Annotated in this window: 13 protein-coding genes and 1 tRNA gene; 7 read left to right on the top strand and 7 right to left on the bottom strand. The window is 74.8% G+C overall.

The window, feature by feature from the left end; genetic code table 11:
* Positions 1-2: 2 nt before the first annotated feature.
* Together D1J63_RS04180 and D1J63_RS04175 are read left to right on the top strand one after the other, a co-directional pair.
* Positions 3-905 (top strand): sugar phosphate isomerase/epimerase, encoded by a 903-nt coding sequence (locus D1J63_RS04180; RefSeq protein WP_125627774.1) that lies wholly within the window; start codon positions 3-5, stop codon positions 903-905.
* 118 nt (positions 906-1,023) lie between these two features.
* Positions 1,024-1,437, top strand: a complete 414-nt coding sequence (locus tag D1J63_RS04175) for a VOC family protein (protein WP_061441149.1) — start codon at positions 1,024-1,026, stop codon at positions 1,435-1,437.
* Between the two features lie 37 nt (positions 1,438-1,474).
* Here D1J63_RS04175 and D1J63_RS04170 read toward each other — a convergent pair whose 3' ends face one another.
* Both D1J63_RS04170 and D1J63_RS04165 read right to left on the bottom strand, forming a co-directional pair.
* A complete protein-coding gene (locus tag D1J63_RS04170; RefSeq protein WP_164712712.1) occupies positions 1,475-2,479 on the bottom strand; it encodes a Gfo/Idh/MocA family oxidoreductase in 1,005 nt (334 codons plus the stop codon).
* Between the two features lie 71 nt (positions 2,480-2,550).
* On the bottom strand, positions 2,551-3,714 hold the full coding sequence (locus tag D1J63_RS04165) for a phytanoyl-CoA dioxygenase family protein (protein ID WP_125627772.1): 1,164 nt from the start codon (positions 3,712-3,714) through the stop codon (positions 2,551-2,553).
* Between the two features lie 130 nt (positions 3,715-3,844).
* Here D1J63_RS04165 and D1J63_RS04160 point away from each other — a divergent pair, with 130 nt between their 5' ends.
* Entirely contained in the window at positions 3,845-4,891 is a 1,047-nt protein-coding gene (locus D1J63_RS04160) for a LacI family DNA-binding transcriptional regulator (RefSeq protein ID WP_125627771.1), read from the top strand.
* A 39-nt stretch (positions 4,892-4,930) separates the two neighbouring features.
* Here D1J63_RS04160 and D1J63_RS04155 read toward each other — a convergent pair whose 3' ends face one another.
* Positions 4,931-5,539: a TetR family transcriptional regulator gene (locus D1J63_RS04155; RefSeq protein ID WP_125627770.1), complete on the bottom strand. Its 609-nt coding sequence runs from the start codon at positions 5,537-5,539 to the stop codon at positions 4,931-4,933.
* Positions 5,540-5,623: 84 nt separating this feature from the next.
* On the opposite strand from D1J63_RS04155, the gene D1J63_RS04150 reads away from it, so the two are divergent.
* Together D1J63_RS04150 and D1J63_RS04145 are read left to right on the top strand one after the other, a co-directional pair.
* Complete coding sequence (locus D1J63_RS04150; protein ID WP_125627769.1) at positions 5,624-6,049, top strand: nuclear transport factor 2 family protein; 426 nt, start codon at positions 5,624-5,626, stop codon at positions 6,047-6,049.
* Positions 6,046-6,891 carry an NmrA family NAD(P)-binding protein gene (locus D1J63_RS04145; RefSeq protein WP_125627768.1) on the top strand — a complete coding sequence of 282 codons (846 nt, stop codon included), beginning with the start codon at positions 6,046-6,048 and terminating at the stop codon, positions 6,889-6,891. Before D1J63_RS04150 ends, D1J63_RS04145 begins: the two co-directional genes overlap by 4 nt.
* A 59-nt stretch (positions 6,892-6,950) precedes the next feature.
* On the opposite strand, the gene D1J63_RS04140 is transcribed toward D1J63_RS04145, so the two are convergent.
* A complete protein-coding gene (locus D1J63_RS04140; protein ID WP_125627767.1) occupies positions 6,951-8,114 on the bottom strand; it encodes a Gfo/Idh/MocA family oxidoreductase in 1,164 nt (387 codons plus the stop codon).
* Positions 8,115-8,480: 366 nt separating this feature from the next.
* Positions 8,481-9,458 carry a bile acid:sodium symporter family protein gene (locus D1J63_RS04135; RefSeq protein WP_125627766.1) on the bottom strand — a complete coding sequence of 326 codons (978 nt, stop codon included), beginning with the start codon at positions 9,456-9,458 and terminating at the stop codon, positions 8,481-8,483.
* 109 nt (positions 9,459-9,567) lie between these two features.
* On the opposite strand from D1J63_RS04135, the gene D1J63_RS04130 reads away from it, so the two are divergent.
* Positions 9,568-9,641, top strand: a tRNA-Pro gene (locus D1J63_RS04130).
* Between the two features lie 228 nt (positions 9,642-9,869).
* Here D1J63_RS04130 and D1J63_RS04125 read toward each other — a convergent pair.
* Complete coding sequence (locus D1J63_RS04125) at positions 9,870-10,949, bottom strand: hypothetical protein (protein ID WP_125627765.1); 1,080 nt, start codon at positions 10,947-10,949, stop codon at positions 9,870-9,872.
* Positions 10,950-11,021: 72 nt separating this feature from the next.
* On the opposite strand from D1J63_RS04125, the gene D1J63_RS04120 reads away from it, so the two are divergent.
* Positions 11,022-12,869 (top strand): LuxR family transcriptional regulator, encoded by a 1,848-nt coding sequence (locus D1J63_RS04120; protein WP_125627764.1) that lies wholly within the window; start codon positions 11,022-11,024, stop codon positions 12,867-12,869.
* Positions 12,870-12,886: 17 nt separating this feature from the next.
* Here D1J63_RS04120 and D1J63_RS04115 read toward each other — a convergent pair whose 3' ends face one another.
* Positions 12,887-16,084 carry a CHAT domain-containing protein gene (locus tag D1J63_RS04115; RefSeq protein ID WP_232249256.1) on the bottom strand — a complete coding sequence of 1,066 codons (3,198 nt, stop codon included), beginning with the start codon at positions 16,082-16,084 and terminating at the stop codon, positions 12,887-12,889.
* Positions 16,085-16,146 lie beyond the last annotated feature (62 nt).

Here is a 16,146-nt window from a genome sequence, read left to right as displayed (position 1 = left end):
GCATGCCCTCTGCCCTCGACCGCATCCGCGTCGGCTCGGCCCCCGACTCCTGGGGCGTCTGGTTCCCCGACGACCCCCGGCAGGTGCCCTGGGAACGGTTCCTGGACGAGGTCACCGAGGCCGGCTACGACTGGATCGAGCTGGGCCCCTACGGCTACCTCCCCACCGACCCGGCCCGGCTCACCGACGAGGTGACCCGGCGCGGCCTCAAGGTCTCCGCGGGCACCATCTTCTGCGGGCTGCACCGCGGCCCCTCCGAATGGGACGCCACCTGGGAGCAGGTCGGCCGCGTCGCCGCCCTGACCCGGGCCATGGACGCCAAGCACCTCGTCGTCATCCCGTCCTTCTGGCGCGACGACAAGACCGCCGAGATCCTGGAGCCGCCGGAGCTGACCGGCGAGCAGTGGACCCACCTCACCCGGGGCATGGAACGCCTGGGCCGCGAGGTGCGGGACACCTACGGCCTGGACATCGTCGTCCACCCGCACGCCGACACCCACATCGACACCGAGGAGCACGTGGAGCGCTTCCTCGACGCCACCGACTCCGACCTCGTCAACCTCTGCCTGGACACCGGCCACTACGCCTACTGCGGCGGGGACAGCGTCAAGCTGATCGAGACGTACGGCGAGCGCATCGGCTACCTCCACCTCAAGCAGGTCGACCCGGAGATCCTCGCCGGCGTGCGGGAGGGCGGGGTGCCGTTCGGACCGGCCGTACAGCGCGGCGTGATGTGCGAGCCGCCGGGCGGCGTGCCGGAGCTGGGCCCGGTGCTCACGGCGGCCCAGGAACTCGGCGTGGACCTGTTCGCCATCGTCGAGCAGGACATGTACCCCTGCGAGCCGGACAAGCCGCTGCCCATCGCGGTGCGCACCCGGAAGTTCCTGCGGTCCTGCGGCGCCTGAAGCGGCCCCACCGGCGGGCAGGGTACCGCCGGTGCACCGCTCGGCGGGCCGTTGTCAGTGCCGCGCGCTAGCGTGCGAGCACCGACAACCGCACCTCGTCCCGTTCCGGGAGGCAGTCATGACCTCGCGTCTCAACCCGTACCTCAGCTTCGACGGCGACGCCCGACAGGCGATGGAGTTCTACGAGCAGGTGTTCGGCGGCAGCCTGGCGCTGAACACCTTCGGCGAGTCCGGCATGCCGGACCCCGCGTACGCCGACAAGGTCATGCACGCCATGCTGGAGACCCCGGGCGGCTTCACCCTGATGGCCTCCGACACCCCGCCCGGGATGGAGTACAGGCCGGGCAGCAACTTCTCGGTGAGCCTCAGCGGCGACGACGCGGCCGAGCTGCGCGGCTACTGGGAGAAGCTGTCCGCCGGCGGTTCCGTCGCCGTGCCCCTGGAGAAGCAGATGTGGGGCGACGTCTTCGGCATGTGCACGGACCGGTTCGGCGTCCCCTGGATGGTGAACATCAGCGAGCCGGCGAGCTGACCGGGCAGCCCGCCGGCCCGCAGGGGCCCGCGCCCCCTCAGCCCCGCCGCACCTCCGCGATCGTCACCGGACGGTGCTCGTGCAGCGACAGGGTGCACGCCTCGGCGATCCAGCCCGCCTCCAGCGCGTCCTCGATCGTGCAGGGGGAGGTGCGCGCACCGGCGACGACCTCGGTGAACGCGGTCAGCTCGGCCCGGTAGGCGGTGGCGAAGCGGTCCATGAAGAAGTCGTGCGGCGGGCCGGCCGGGAAGGTCGTGCCCGGCTCCACCGAGCGCAGCGGCAGCTTGTCCTCCAGGCCGACGGCGATCGAGTCGTCGAAGCCGTGGATCTCCATGCGGACGTCGTAACCGCGGGCGTTGTGGCGGCTGTTGGAGACCACGGCGATGGTGCCGTCGTCCAGGGTGAGGATGGCGCCCGTGGTGTCCGCGTCGCCCGCCGCCCGGATGAAGTCGGCGCCACGGTTGCCGCCGACGGCGTACACCTCGCTCACCTCACGCCCGGTCACCCAGCGGATGATGTCGAAGTCGTGCACCGAGCAGTCCCGGAAGATGCCCCCGGAGGCGGCGACGTACGCGGCGGGCGGCGGCGCCGGGTCCAGCGTGGTCGACCGTACGGTGTGCAGCGTGCCCAGCTCACCGCCGAGCACGGCCGCCCGCGCGGCGGCGAACCCGGCGTCGAAGCGGCGGTTGTAGCCGATCTGGACCGGCACGTCCCGGCCCGCGAGCGCCTTGAGCACCTCGACGCCCTCCGTCATGGTGCGGGCGACGGGCTTCTCGCAGAAGACCGGCACGCCGGCCTCCGCGGCGGCGAGGATCAGACCCGGATGGGCGTCGGTCGCCGCCGCGATCACCACACCGTCCACCCCCGCGGCCAGCACCGCCTCGGGGGAGTCCGCGACCTCGGCGCCGAACCGCTCGGCGGCGGCCCGCGCGGCGTCCGCGAACGGGTCGGCGACGACCAGCGAGTCGACGGCGTCGAGTCCGGCGAGGGTCTCGGCGTGGAAGGCACCGATGCGGCCGAGGCCGAGGATTCCGATACGCATGTGCTCCGTTGCTCCTTGCGTGGGGTGGTGGTGGGTGTCCGCGCCGGGGTCCGTGCCCCCCGCGGTCCCGTTCACCGGCTCTCTCGTCGTTCGCGGCCCGCCCGCAACTGCGCGCGCAGCGCCTCGGGTGTCCACTCCTCGCGCAGCGCCCGCCGTACGAGGTCCGCCTGGGAGGGCGGGGCCAGTCCGTCGACCGGCGGGTCCCGGTCGAGGTTCGTGGGGAAGGGGTATCCCTCCGCGCTCGCGGCGACCACCTGCTCCAGCCACCGCTCGCCCGCGCCCTCGGCCTTCCGCCTCAGCAGCACCGGGTAGACGGCGTTCACCACCGCCTCCCGGTCCACGGTCTCCATGGCGCGGCCGAACGCCGAGGAGATCTGCAGCAGGTTGGCCATGCGACGGATGCCCGACGACCGGTTGGCGCCCGCCGCGTGGAACAGGGCCGGGTTGAAGAAGACCGCGTCGCCCTTGGCGAGGGGCAGCTGCACGTGGTGCGCCTCGAAGTACGCCCGGAACTCCGGCAGCCGCCAGGCCAGGTAGCCCGGCTCGTACTTCTGCGAGTGCGGCAGGTACAACGTGGGCCCCGACTCCACGGGCATGTCGCAGTGCGCGACCGCGCCCTGGAGCGTGAGCACGGGGGAGAGGCGGTGCACGTGCGCCGGGTAGGCCGCCGCGGCCCCGGCGGACAGGAAACCGAGGTGGTAGTCCCGGTGCACGGTCTGGGCGGCGCCGCCCGGGTTGACCACGTTGATCTGGGAGGTGACCTGGTGGCCGGGGCCGAGCCAGGCCCGGGCGACCAGGGACAGGGCGTCGTTGGCGTAGTACTCGGCGAACGCCTCGGGGTCGTGCAGGGCCGCCTTCTCCAGGGCGTTCCACACCCGGTCGTTGACCCCCGGCGCGGCGAAGTGGTCCCCGGCGGCGGCACCCGAGGCGCGCTGCTCGTCGATCAGCGTGTCGAACACCGCGGTGGCCCGGTCGACCACCGCCGGGTCCGGAAAGGCGCCCTTGAGGACCACGATGCCGGGACCGTCGGCGAGGGCGTGGACGAGTTCGGCCGCCGTCCCCGCGTCGTCGCGCAGCCCTCCGGCGTCGTACAGGAGGACGTTCCGCTCCACGGCGGCGGCCCTCGGGTACACGGCCGGGTCGGTCGGCTGCTCGACGAGGGCGCGGAAGGCACCGAGATCGCAGTCGCGTTCGGACAGAGGGGCACGGTGGGCGGCGACGGGCGCTGCGGACATCGTCGTCCTTTCGCTGACAGGGGCGACCCGGTGCTGTCATTCTTGTCCTGACAAACGTGTCGAACAACCAGCAGGCGGCCATCAAAAACCCCTCAGGACGTGCCGCGCCGACGCAGCCGAGGAGCCGGTCATGGGGCACCCCTTCCCGATCCGGGAGATCGCACGTCAGGCGGGCCTGAGCGAGGCCACCGTCGACCGGGTGCTCAACGGCCGCGGCGGAGTGCGCGAGAGCACCGCGTACGAGGTGCGCCGGGCCATCGCCGACCTGGACCGCCAGCGCACCCAGGTCCGGCTGGTCGGCCGCACGTTCATGTGCGACATCGTGATGCAGGCGCCGGAACGCTTCTCCACCGCCGTACGGACCGCGCTGGAGGCCGAACTGCCCGCCCTGCACCCCGCCGTGGTGCGCTGCCGCTTCCATTTTCGCGAGACGGGCCCGGCCGGTGAGCTGACCGACACCCTGGACCGGATCGCCCGGCGCGGCTCCCAGGGGGTGATCCTCAAGGCCCCGGACGTCCCCGAGGTGGTGGCCGCCGTGAGCCGGCTGACCGACGCGGGCGTCCCCGTCGTCACCCTGGCCACCGACCTGCCCGCCAGCACCCGGGTGGCCTACGTCGGCATCGACGACCGGGCGGCGGGCGCGACCGCCGCCTACCTCATGGGTCAGTGGCTCGGCGACCGTCCCGGCAACGTCCTCACCAGCCTCAGCAGCGGCTTCTTCCGCAACGAGGAGGAGCGCGAGATGGGCTTCCGCGGCGTCATGCGGGCCCGCCACCCGGCGCGGGCCCTCGTGGAGATCGCCGAGGGGCAGGGCCTGGACGCCACCCAGTACGACCTGGTCCGCGCCGCGCTGGAACGCGATCCCGGCATCCGGGCGGTCTACTCGATGGGCGGCGGCAACATCGCCACCCTGCGCGCCTTCGCGGATCTCGGCCGCCCCTGCGACGTGTTCGTCGCCCACGACCTCGACCAGGACAACACCCGGCTGCTGCGCGAGCGGCGGCTGTCCGTCGTCCTCCACCACGACCTGCGCCAGGATCTGCGCGAGGCCTGCCGCCACGTGATGCGGGCCCACGGCGCCCTGCCGCCCGCCGGTCCGGCGCGGCCGTCGGCGATCCAGGTCGTCACCCCGCACAACATGCCGCTCGGAGCGTGCCCGGACGGAAGTCACCGGTAGCGGCGCGGCCTTCCGCCCGGACGGGAGGCTCCCGGTCGGTCACTCCCCGGCGGTGCGCCCTCGCGGTGGGCCGGAGGCCAGGACGCCGGTGACGAAGTTCGCCAACTGCGACCGCAGCCTTTCCCGCGGCACGCCCTCCGCTCCGGCCAGGTGCTCGACGAGATCGGCCCGTGTGGCGGCGAGCAGGGCGTGGGCGGTGAAGTCGCTGTCGGTCAGGCCGGGGATCTGCTCCAGCACGGCTCGGAGCAGGCCGTGCCACCGTTCGTAGTGCTCCGCCCGGTACGGGCTGCTGCTCCCGTCCTCCTCCAGGGCCAGCGCGAGGCGCCGGTTGTCGAGTTTGAAGCACAGGACGGCATCGAGCAGGGCGGGTACGCGCTCCCGCGGCGGGGTCGCCGGGCCCAGGGGCGGGGGGCCGGTCTCGGCGGCCTGCCTGACCGGTTCGAGCCGTGCCTCGTACAGCGCGCGGAGCAGCCCGGCGCGATCGCCGAAGCCCCGGAAGAGCGTGCCCTTGCCGACGCCGGCCGCCGCGGCGATACCGGCCATGGTGACGTCCTCGGGGCTCTCGCAGCGCGCGAAGAGCGCGTCGGCGGCCGCGAGCACGGCCTCCCGGTTGCGGGCGGCGTCCTTGCGAGGCGTGCGCTCGGGCATGCCACCTCCGTTTGCAAAGCGGACCCACGGTCCGTATCGTCAAAGCGGACCAGAGGTCCGGATTTTCCGAGAGACAGGATACCCATGTCCGCACCGACTTCCCCGGCGGACCTGTACCGCCACAGCCTGAGACTGCTGCTCGACAAGGACATCCCCGCGTGGGTCGCCCTGTGGGCCGAGGACGGACTCATGGAGTTCCCCTTCGCCCCCGAAGGCCGGCCGAGGCGCCTGGAGGGCCGGGAGGCCGTCGCCGCCTACATGCGCCACTATCCCGACCACATCGACCTGCACGACTTCCCCGATCTGCGAATCCACGAGACCACCGATCCACAGACCATCGTGGTCGAGATGCGCGGCGTCGGCCGACTGGTGGAGAGCGGCGCTCCCTTCGACATGACCTACATCGCCGTCGTGACCGTCCGGGACGGGCGCATCACCTCCTACCGCGACTACTGGAACCCCCTCGCCGCCCAGCAGCCCGGCGCCGACTTCACCGGGAGCGGCCGATGACCGCCGGCGGCACCACACTGGTCATCGGTGCCACCGGCACCACGGGCAGCCGCAGCGCCGCACAACTGACGGCCGCGGGCCACCGCGTCAGGGCCGCAAGCCGCCGGGCCGTCCCGGTCGCCGGCGCCGAGCCGGTCCGCTTCGACTGGTACGACCCCGCCACCCACGCGGCCGCCCTCGACGGCGTCGACCGCGTCTACCTCGTACCGCCCGTGGGCGACTCCGACCCCGCGGCGACCATGCTGCCGTTCCTCCGCCGGGCCCGCACCGCCGGCGTGCGGCGTGCGGTCCTGCTGAGTTCCTCGGCCATCCCGGAGGGCGGCCCGGCGGTCGGAACGGTGCACCGGGCCCTGCCCGGACTCTTCGGGCAGTGGGCGGTCCTGCGGCCCTCGTGGTTCATGCAGAACTTCACCGGCACGCACGCGCACGCGCGCGGCATCCGCGACGACGGCGTCATCCGGACCGCCACCGCGAGCGGTCGGGTCGGCTTCGTCGACGCCGAGGACATCGCGGCCGTCGCCGTCCGCGCCCTGACCGACGAGCAGGCCCCCAACACCGATCTCGTCCTCACCGGCCCCGAGGCGCTCAGCCACGACGACATCGCCGCGGTCGTCACCGAGGTCACCGGTCGGTCGGTGACCCACTGCCGTCTGTCCTACGAGCAGATGCGCGATCGCCTCGCGGCAGAGGTGCCGAGGGAGTTCGCCGCGATGCTGGCCGGCCTTGACCGGGCCATCGCCGACGGCGCGGAGGACCGTGTCACCGACACGGTCCAGCGCGTCACCGGCCGGCCCCCGGGCACCTTCCGAGCCCTCCTCGAGAGGGAGACGCGGAGGGGGTGACGGCGGGACACTCGTGAAATTCCGGCCCGGCGCGGCGCGGGCCGGCCCGCGCCGCGCCGTCACCCGGCCAGCTCGGGACCGACCCAGGTGCCGCGCTCCGCCGAGCGCGCCATCGCGTCCAGGACGGCCGCGCTGCGCACGGCGTCCGTCAGGGTGGCGCCGTACGGGGTGCCCTCCGCGATCGAGCGCAGGAAGCGGTGGGCCTCCACCACCTTCAGGTCGTCGTACCCCATGGCGTTGGCCGCGCCCGGCTGGAAGGCAGCGAACTCGCCGTGCCCGGGGCCGACGTAGACCGTGCTGACCGGCTGGTCCTGGTACGCCGTGCCGCGGCTGACGCCCAGTTCGTTCATGCGCCGGAAGTCCCAGTACACGGCGCCCGTGGTGCCGTGCACCTCGAAGCCGTAGTTGTTCTGCTCGCCGACCGAGACCCGGCAGGCCTCCAGGACCCCGCGGGCGCCGGAGGCGAAGCGCAGCAGGCAGCCGACGTAATCCTCGTTCTCGACCGGTCCCGGCTCGCCGCCCGCCGCCCGGGAGTGACCGGCCGTGGCCGCGGTCGGGCGGGCCCGCTCGGGCAGGAAGACGGCCGTGTCCGCGGCCAGGGACGAGATCTCGCCGAGCAGGAACCGGGCCAGGTCGGCACCGTGCGAGGCCAGGTCCCCGAGCACCCCGGAGCCGCCGCGCTCCCGCTCGAACCGCCAGGTCAGAGCGCCCTCGGGGTGGGCGGCATAGTCGCTGAAGAGCCGGATGCGGACGTGGGTGACGGTGCCGATCTCCCCGGCGGCGATCAGGTCGCGGGCCGCTTCGACGGCGGGCGCGTTGCGGTAGTTGAAGCCGACCGCGCCCTGCACCCCCGCCCTGGCCACCGCGTCCGCCACCGCGCGGGCGTCCCCGGCGGTCAGCCCCACCGGCTTCTCGATCCAGATGTGCTTGCCCGCCTCGGCCATCGCCACGGCGATCTCGCGGTGCAGGAAGTTCGGCGCCGTGATGCTGACCGCCCGGACGCGCGGGTCCGCGGCCACCTCGCGCCAGTCGCGGGTGGTCGAGGCGAATCCGAACTGCGCGGCGGCCTCCTCGGCCCGTCCCGGCACCTCCTCGGCGACCGTCACCAGCTCGGGGCGCAGCGCGAGGTGCGGGTAGTGGTGCCGCACGCGGGCGTACGCCTGGGTGTGCACCCGTCCCATCCAGCCGAAACCGACGACCGCGACACCGAGCGCGTCCACCATGCGAGCACCTCTTCGGATCCGTCCGTGATCTGTCCAGCGTGGTCTGTCCATGTGCTGTCCACGTGATCTGTCCCGGCAACCCTGGGCGGGCGCCCGCATCATGTCAACCGTTTGACAGGACAAACATCACCGTCCTTACGGCCGTCCGTCGTCGTCGTCCTCCTCGTCGCCGGCTTCTCGTCCATGGTCTTCATCGGCGCAGCGACCCTGCGCACGAGGGCCACCGGCCCCACTGAAGCGCCCTGGAAGAGGCGCCGGGCTGTGACAACCTGCGGCTCCGCCGCGCGAGCGCGACCAGCCACAACGCACCCGCGCCCGGCCACCGCCCCCGGCGAAACGGCGCTCCCCCGCTCAGCCGACCGCAGGTCACCGCCCCCGCCGCGACAGCCACGCGGCGACCACCGCGCCGGAGACGTTGTGCCAGACGGAGAAGACCGCGGCCGGCAGGGCGGCGAGGGGACTGAAGTGCGCGGTGGCCAGCGACGCGGCGAGGCCGGAGTTCTGCATGCCGACCTCGAAGGCCATCGCGCGGCTGCCGGGCTCGCCCAGCCGGCCCAGGCGCCCCGCGCCGTAACCGAGGGCGAGTCCGAGGCCGTTGTGCAGCACGACCGCGACGAAGACCAGCCCGGCCGCCGACTTGATGGCGTCCGCGCTGCCCGCCACGACCACCGCCACGATCACGGCGATGGTCAGCGCGGACAGCCAGGGCAGCGCCGGCAGCGCCCGCTGCACGTACCGTCCCGCGAGGAGCCGTACGACGACGCCCGCGAGCACCGGCAGCAGCACTGTCTTGAGGATGTCCGTGACCATGGACCCCGCGTCCACCGGGAGGTACTCGCCGGCCAGCAGCAGCGTCAGCGGCGGGGTGACCAGCGGGGCGACCAGCGTGGAGACGGTGGCCACCGAGACTGACAGGGCGACGTCGCCGCGGGCGAGGTAGGTCACCACGTTGGACGCCGTACCGCTGGGCGCGCAGCCCACCAGGATCACGCCGGCGGCGAGCTGCGGGGGCAGGTCGAGCAGGTGGGCCACGGCCCAGCCGAGCCCCGGCATGATGACGTAGTGCGCGACCAGCCCCAGCGCCACCGCCCAGGGACGCCGCACGACCCCGCGGAAGTCCTCCGGGGTCATGGTGATGCCCATGCAGAACATCACGACACCCAGCAGGTACGGCACTGCCTCCCCCCACCCGGTGAAACTCCCGGGCAGCAGCAGGCCGAGGGCGCCGGCCAGGAGGACCAGGACCGGGAAGACGGTGACGGCACGCCGCGCGGAGCGGTCGCCGCTCACGTCGTCGCCGAGGGGTTCGTTTCGATCTGTTCGCTGAGTTCTTTCGGTACGCACCGTGCGAGGTAACGCCCGGTGGGCGAGGCGGCGCAAAGCCGTCTCGTCATGTGATCACCGGATGGGGTAGGCTTGACCAGCGCGATCACGGAGAACACGGATCGCGCACCGGGACGTGGCGCAGCTTGGTAGCGCACTTGACTGGGGGTCAAGGGGTCGCAGGTTCAAATCCTGTCGTCCCGACGGTGTGCGAAGGGTCTTCGCGGGCGGAAGCTCGCGGAGGCCCTTTTCACTTGGGGCAGCGGTTCCGTCCGGCGAGTCCCCGCTAACGCATGGCCGTGTCCGCCGCCCCCCAGCGGCGGACACGGCGTGGGCCGCGGAACGTCCGCCCTCCCCCGAAGGAGACGTTCCGCGGCCGGCCCCCGGCGCCGGTTCACGGCCACGGCGCCCGGGCGTCTGCGAGCCGTGCGGTCACCAGTACATGACCGCCGTCTCGCCCGCACCCCACGAGGAGTACAGGCGCACCCGGACGACATAGCGGCGGCCCTTGACGAGACGGGCCCTGATCGTGGCGTTGCGGGGGCTTCCCCCGTCGTCCTGTCCGGCGAAGTAGCGGGGCACGCCGTCCCGCTCCTCGAAGACGACGACGACGGCGTCGCTGTCGCCGAAGGTGCCCACGGTGTACTCGCGGGTCTCCGGCGGATCCACCCGGAAGTCGGCCTGCTCACCGGGACCGAGACCCAGCGGCACCGAGCGGAAGGGCACCAGCGGACCGGGCCGGCCGGTGGGCGGGTACCAGCGCAGGGCGAACTCCTTGTCGGCGGCGGAGAGGACACCGGGCGGGTGCAGGCCGGAACGGTAGTGCTCGGGCTCCAGTATCAGACCCGACGAGAAGGGGTACTCCATGATCGACTGCGGGTCCCAGACCGGGCCGTTGGCCTCGTCGCCGTCGAGCTTGCGCAGAATGTTGTGGAAGGTCCGCTCCCGGCTCCAGTGGTTGGGCGGGCCCGCCAGCTCGGCGTAGACGGCCTCGTCGTCCCAGAGGATGCCGGCGAACGGGCTCTGGTGCTCGTGCAGCATCCCGAGCGCGTGCCCGATCTGGTGCAGGGCCGTCGCACGCTCGCCCGGGGCGGTCAGGTCCCAGCCGAAATTCATCGTACGGTCGTTGAGACCGACCCGGAGCGCGTCCTTGCCCACCGCCGACCAGGACCCGTCGCCCGGCTCGAAGCCGATGCGCAGCTCCGCCTCCGACCGGTCGCGGACCTCGGTGAGGTCGAGCCCGATGCCGAGGTCCCGCCACTCCCGGAAGCAGTCGCGCACCACGTTCCGCTGCTCCTCGGTCCCGATCCACGAACCCCGCCGGGGCCGGCCGGCGCCCGGCATCGGCACCACCGAGGTGTCGACGTCGCCCCCGAGGAAGCAGTAGTGCAGCACGGTTCCGTTGACCCACATCCGCTGCCCGCCGACGAGCGCGGCGACGCGCTCGGCCGCCAGCCCCGGTGCGAGCACGGGGGCGGGCTGCCGCGGCAGCGAGCAGTAGCGTGCGGTCATGGCCGTCATGGTGCCGTCCGGCCCGCCACCGGCGCCTGAGTCGAGGGGTACTCAAGTCACCCTGTATCAGGGATGAGTAGGCCGACTCATGTTCCCGTGACGACTGTGACGACTTCTCCGCCGGACGCGACGGCACCCGACGCCCCCTGGCCGTTCACCGGGCGGGCGGACGAACTGGAGCTGGTACGCAGGTCCGTGGCGGCCGGACGGGGCGGCCTCGTGGTGACCGGACCGGCCGGATCGGGCAAGACCAGGCTCGTGACGGAGGCCGTGCGCGGCACGGACCACGCCCGGGCCGCCGGGACACCCGAGACCCGGGACATCCCCTTCGCCGCCTTCGCCCACCTGCTCCCGGAGACCGTCACCCTGCACCGCGCGGTCCACCTCCTGTCCGGCGTACGGCTGCTGCTGGTCGACGACGCACACCTGCTCGACGACTCCTCCGCCGCCCTCCTGCACCAGCTCGCCGTGCACGGGCGCACCCGCCTCCTGGTCGTCGCGACCGACGGCGCCCCCGTACCGGACGCGGTGGCCCGGCTGTGGTCCGGGGAACTGCTGCCGCGCCTCGCCCTGGAACCGCTGCCCCGCGAGGAGACCGCGGAACTCCTCACGGCCGGCGCCGGCATCGGCCTGGAACCGCTCACCGTCGACCGCCTGCACCGGCTGAGCCGGGGGGACCTGCGACTGCTGCGCGAACTCCTGACCGCCGTGCGCGAGGAGGGACTGCTGGTGCCGGTGCCGGGCACGGACCGGCGCGCCTGGCGGGGGCCCGTGCCGGTCACCCGGGCGGTCCGCGAGCGCACCGCCCGGGTCCTCGACCGCGTCCGCGACCGTGCGGAGGAGCGGGAGACCCTCGACCGCCTCGCCTTCGCCGAACCGCTGCCCCTGGACCTGGGCCGGGACGACATCGACCTGCGGGCCCTGGAGAACCTGGAGGCCGAGGGCCTGGTCACCGTCGACGACCACGGCGCCGCCCGTCTCGCGCACCCGCTGCACGGCCCGGTCCTGCGCGCCGCCGCGGGCCGGCTGCGGGCCCGGCGCCTGGCCCGCACCCCCGACCGGACCGGGCCCGCCCTGGAGGCGGAGCGGGCCGTCCTCGCCCTGCGCATCGAGCAGGCGGACGTACGGCCCGTCGAGACACCGGTGGGGGACTGGCTGGCCGCCGAGGGAGCGCCGCTGCCGGCCCCGTACGCGGCGCTGCGGGCCCGGTACGCACGGCTGCGCGGTCGGTTGCGCGACGCGGCGGCCTGGGCCCGCGAGGGGCTGCGGGCCGGGGACGACGACGCGGCCTGCCGCAGCGAACTCGCCCTGGCCGTCGCACAGTCGGGCGCCGAGCCGGCGGTCGGCAGTGGTACGGCGGGTGCCTGCGCGGCCTGGGCCGCCGCCGCACGCGGCGACCTCGACGAGGCGGTCCGGGCGGCCGCCGCGGAAGACCCGTACGACGCCGTCCGGTTCGGCGCGCCCGAGTGGGCGACCGGCCGGCTGACCGGTGTCTTCGCCGCCCACGCCGACGCCCTCGCGCGCCGGGACGGGCCGGCGCTCGACCGGGCCGCCGGGGAACTGGAGAGGCGCGGCTTCCTGCTCTTCGCGGCCGAGGCCAACGCCCAGGCGGTACGCGCCCACCGCGACCCCCGGGCCGCCCGCACCGCCCGGACCCGTGCCGCCGCTCTCGCCCGGCGCTGCCAGGGCGCCCGCACCCCCGCGCTGTCCGGCCTGGTGCTCGGCGAACTCACCGCCCGTCAGCGGCAGATCGTCACCCTCGCCGCCGCGGGACTGAGCAACCGCCAGATCGCGGAGCGGCTCACCCTGTCCGTCCGTACCGTCGGCAACCACCTCTACGGCGCCTACACGCGTCTGGGCGCGGGCGACCGCGGCGCCCTGCCCTGGCTGATGGAACTGCCCGAGCCGCTGACCGCCTGACCGGGCGGTTGTCGGTCTCAGGCCGCCCCGAACGCGGTGAAGGCCCACCCCGTCGCCTGGTGCACCGCGTCGCCCGGCAGCGAGGCGCGCGCGTCGCGCAACGCCTCCGCCAAGGACAGCCCGGCGTCCAGGCCCTTGTGCAGCGCGAGCATCAGGGGCACCGCGGCGGCGTCGTTGACCGGAGCGGTGCACGCCACCACACCGGCCGTGCCCAGCGGCAGCAGCGCGGTGACGAGGCCGAGCAGTTCGTCGGCGCCGACCGACGCGAAGCGCGCGGTGTCGCAGCAGGGCAGGATGATCCGGTACGGGCTGCGGTCCAGGCGCTCGAAGTCGTGCACGATGAGCGGCCCGTCCGCCATCCGCAGCGAGGAGAACAAGGGGCTGTCCGCCCGGAAGGTCCCGTGCGCCGCGATGTGCGCCAGCGCGGCCCCGTCCAGCTCCCGCAGCACCCTCGGCACCCGCGCCTCGTCCCCCTCCAGCACGGTGGGCCCACCGCGCGGCGCCGGGCCGCCGGGGGACTGCGCCGCACGGGCCGGCGGGAGACGACCGTCCGCCCCCTCCGCTGCCACCCGTGCTCCAGGCCCCCGGACCTCGTCGCCACCCACTGCGCCCGCGCTCCCCGGGCCGCCCGTCGCAAGCGGGGCCCCATCACCTGCCGCCGGGGTGGCGATTCCGCCGCCCGGCGCCGGGGGCCGGGCCTCGCGGTCGGTCTTCCCGGGTTGGGTCTCGGGCTCGGACGCCCCCGGCCGGGTGTGGTCGTCGGGGAGTCGGGGCGGGGTCGCTCGGGTGGGAGCCGTGGTTCGGCTTCCGGGGCCGGTCGTCCCGGGCCGGGGGCCGTCGTCAGCCGTCTCCGTCCGGGAACCGGTGTCGGGCAGCCCGGACCGGTCCCCCCGGTCGGTCGCCCCGGCGTGGATGCCGGTGTCGGACGCCCGGGTCTCCGGGACGCCGGCGGCTGCCCCGGGAGGGAGACCGTGCCCGCGCCCGGGCGGGTCGCTGTACCCGCGTCCGGGCGGAAGCCCGTGCCCGGGCGGGGCGCCGGCGACCGACCCGGGCGGGATGCCGTACCCGCGTCCGGGCGGCCGGTGCCGCCCCGCGCCGTCATGCGCTGTCCGCGCCGCCCCGTACCGTTCCGCGAGTTCCGGGATCTCGGCGCCGCCGCTCGCCAGGCCGGGGCCGCGGACCAGGACCTGGCGGCCGCCGGGCGGGGCGGCGGTGTCCCGCGCGCGCAGCCAACTGCTCGCCGACGGCGACACGCTCAGGACCCGTTCGCGCAGGACGGGCAGCAGGGACCACGGCACGCGATGCAGACGGCCCGGCGGGACCACGACGACCGGACCCGACCCGAGGTGCGCCGCGGCCGGCCCCAGCAGCAGGTGCTGCAGCCGGGCGCCGGCCGCCTCCACCAGCGGCAGCCGCGCCTCGGCGCCGGGATGGGCCAGCCGTCGCAGCCCCGCCTGCACGTGCTCCGCCTCCGCCTCCGCCTCGGCCAGCAGCCCGGCCTCGAACCGCCGCACCCGCCCCTGCCCGCACAGCAGCACGTGCACGCGCCCGTCGAGCACCGCCAGCTCCACCAGCCGCACCTCGTCGCCCAGCCGGCGCAGCAGCCGTCCCACGTCGAACCGGTCACCGTCGCCGGGCGCCTCGCCCCGCATGTGCAGGGTGCGGGAGCGGATCTCCCGCTCCAGGCGCCGCTGTTCGCGCTCCAGCGCGGGCGCCGGACGGCCGCCGTCCGAGCGGGTCTCCTCCGCGCGGGCGGCCAGCTCCCGGAACGCCGTCATGGCGGTCAGCAGCACCGGATCGGCCGGCGGCCGGGTCGGCGGCGCCGACAGCACCGTCGCCCGCCAGCGCTCGCTCCAGCCCAGCAGCCGCCGCGGCCCGCCCGAGACCAGCGACGCCCGCTGCGCCAGCGCCGCCAGTTCCGCGCCCTGCGCCGTGGCCCGGGCCCGCAGCTCCGAGGCGCCCAGCGTCATCCGGTGGTCGTCGAGGACGTCGAGACCCCGCCGGCAGGCCTCCAGCACACCCCGCGCCGACCCCGCCGCCCGCGCCCGCAGCGCCTGTGCCGCCCAGCCCGTCATCCGCGCCAGCGGCGGCCCGCTGTGCCGGCTGCGCGCGGCCACCGCGAGATGCCGTTCCGCGTCGGCCGTCCAGCCGAGGTCCAGCGCGATCCGGCCCGCGAGGAGCGAGGCCTCCGGCGCGGCGGGCGCACCGAACGCCGCCAGCCGCTCCGCCACCGTCGCCGCGTCCGCGACCAGCCGGCCCGACACCCGCCCCGTGGCGACCCGCGCCTCGATCAGCACCAGCCGGGCGTGCGTCTCGTACCAGGTGCGCCGCTGCCCGGCGAACAGCCGCACGGCGACCGCCGCGCGCGCGAGCGACGTCTGCGGCTCGCCCGCCAGCCGGGCCGCCCGCGCGGCCACCAGCAGCAGCTCGGCCCTGCGGGTGGACTGCCCGCCGATCCCCTCCAGCACCGCGATCGCCCCGTCCGCCTCCGCCAGCGCCTCCGTCGCGAGCCCCGCAGCCATCAGCACCTCGCAACGCCGGATGGTCAGCATGAACGTCGGCGTGCCCAGCTTCGCGTACCGCTCCTCCGCCTCGTCGAGGAGACGCAGCGCCGCCGGCACGTCGCCCGACCGGAACGCCGCGAGGCCCCGGCTCTCCACCGCGTCGGCCTTGTCGTGCTCCTGGCCCGTGGTGTCCCACAGCGCCTCCGCCGCGGTGAAGTCGGCGTCCGCCCGCTCCACCGAGCCCAGCGCCAGGTGCACGGTCGCCCGCAGCGTCAGCGCCCGCGCCGTCCAGATCACGTCGTCGGCCTGCCGCAGCACCGGGATCGCCCGCCGCACATCCTCCAGCGCCTCGCCGTGCCGGCCCAGCACCCACCACACGTACGCCCGCCGGTACAGCACTCGCGCGCGCGTATGACCGCTCCCGCGCGCGACCCCCTGCTCGAACGCGGCCAGCCCCGCCCGCGTACGCCCGGCGTGCACCAGCGCGACCCCGAGCGTGGCCAGGACGTCCGCCTCCCGCTCGGCCGAGTCCGCACGGGCGGCCAGGTCGCGGGCGCGCCGCAGATGCGCCAGGGCCCGCCGGGTGTCGCCGAAGTCCCGCTGCCAGATGCCGATCACCTGATGAGCGACCGAGGCGTGCAGCGGCGAGGGATCGGCGCCCAGCAACTCCTCCGCCCGCGCCAGCGCTTCGCCCGGGGCGGCGAACACCATCGGCAGCAGTTCGAGAACCGAGTCGTTTCGCGCTGTCACCCCACGGATGGTAGTGCTCCGGA

Origin of the sequence: Streptomyces sp. KPB2 (assembly GCF_003950055.1) — a bacterium.
GTDB lineage: Bacteria > Actinomycetota > Actinomycetes > Streptomycetales > Streptomycetaceae > Streptomyces > Streptomyces salinarius.
This window is presented reverse-complemented; position numbering and strand designations above follow the sequence as displayed.

Coding starts and splice junctions, on each gene's coding strand:
- D1J63_RS04120 (WP_125627764.1), top strand. CDS start 11,022: ATGAGTAGGCCGACTCATGTTCCCGTGACGACTGTGACGACTTCTCCG.
- D1J63_RS04140 (WP_125627767.1), bottom strand. CDS start 8,114: ATGGTGGACGCGCTCGGTGTCGCGGTCGTCGGTTTCGGCTGGATGGGA.
- D1J63_RS04155 (WP_125627770.1), bottom strand. CDS start 5,539: ATGCCCGAGCGCACGCCTCGCAAGGACGCCGCCCGCAACCGGGAGGCC.
- D1J63_RS04160 (WP_125627771.1), top strand. CDS start 3,845: ATGGGGCACCCCTTCCCGATCCGGGAGATCGCACGTCAGGCGGGCCTG.
- D1J63_RS04115 (WP_232249256.1), bottom strand. CDS start 16,084: ATGGTGTTCGCCGCCCCGGGCGAAGCGCTGGCGCGGGCGGAGGAGTTG.
- D1J63_RS04145 (WP_125627768.1), top strand. CDS start 6,046: ATGACCGCCGGCGGCACCACACTGGTCATCGGTGCCACCGGCACCACG.
- D1J63_RS04165 (WP_125627772.1), bottom strand. CDS start 3,714: ATGTCCGCAGCGCCCGTCGCCGCCCACCGTGCCCCTCTGTCCGAACGC.
- D1J63_RS04150 (WP_125627769.1), top strand. CDS start 5,624: ATGTCCGCACCGACTTCCCCGGCGGACCTGTACCGCCACAGCCTGAGA.
- D1J63_RS04180 (WP_125627774.1), top strand. CDS start 3: ATGCCCTCTGCCCTCGACCGCATCCGCGTCGGCTCGGCCCCCGACTCC.
- D1J63_RS04170 (WP_164712712.1), bottom strand. CDS start 2,479: ATGCGTATCGGAATCCTCGGCCTCGGCCGCATCGGTGCCTTCCACGCC.
- D1J63_RS04125 (WP_125627765.1), bottom strand. CDS start 10,949: ATGACCGCACGCTACTGCTCGCTGCCGCGGCAGCCCGCCCCCGTGCTC.
- D1J63_RS04175 (WP_061441149.1), top strand. CDS start 1,024: ATGACCTCGCGTCTCAACCCGTACCTCAGCTTCGACGGCGACGCCCGA.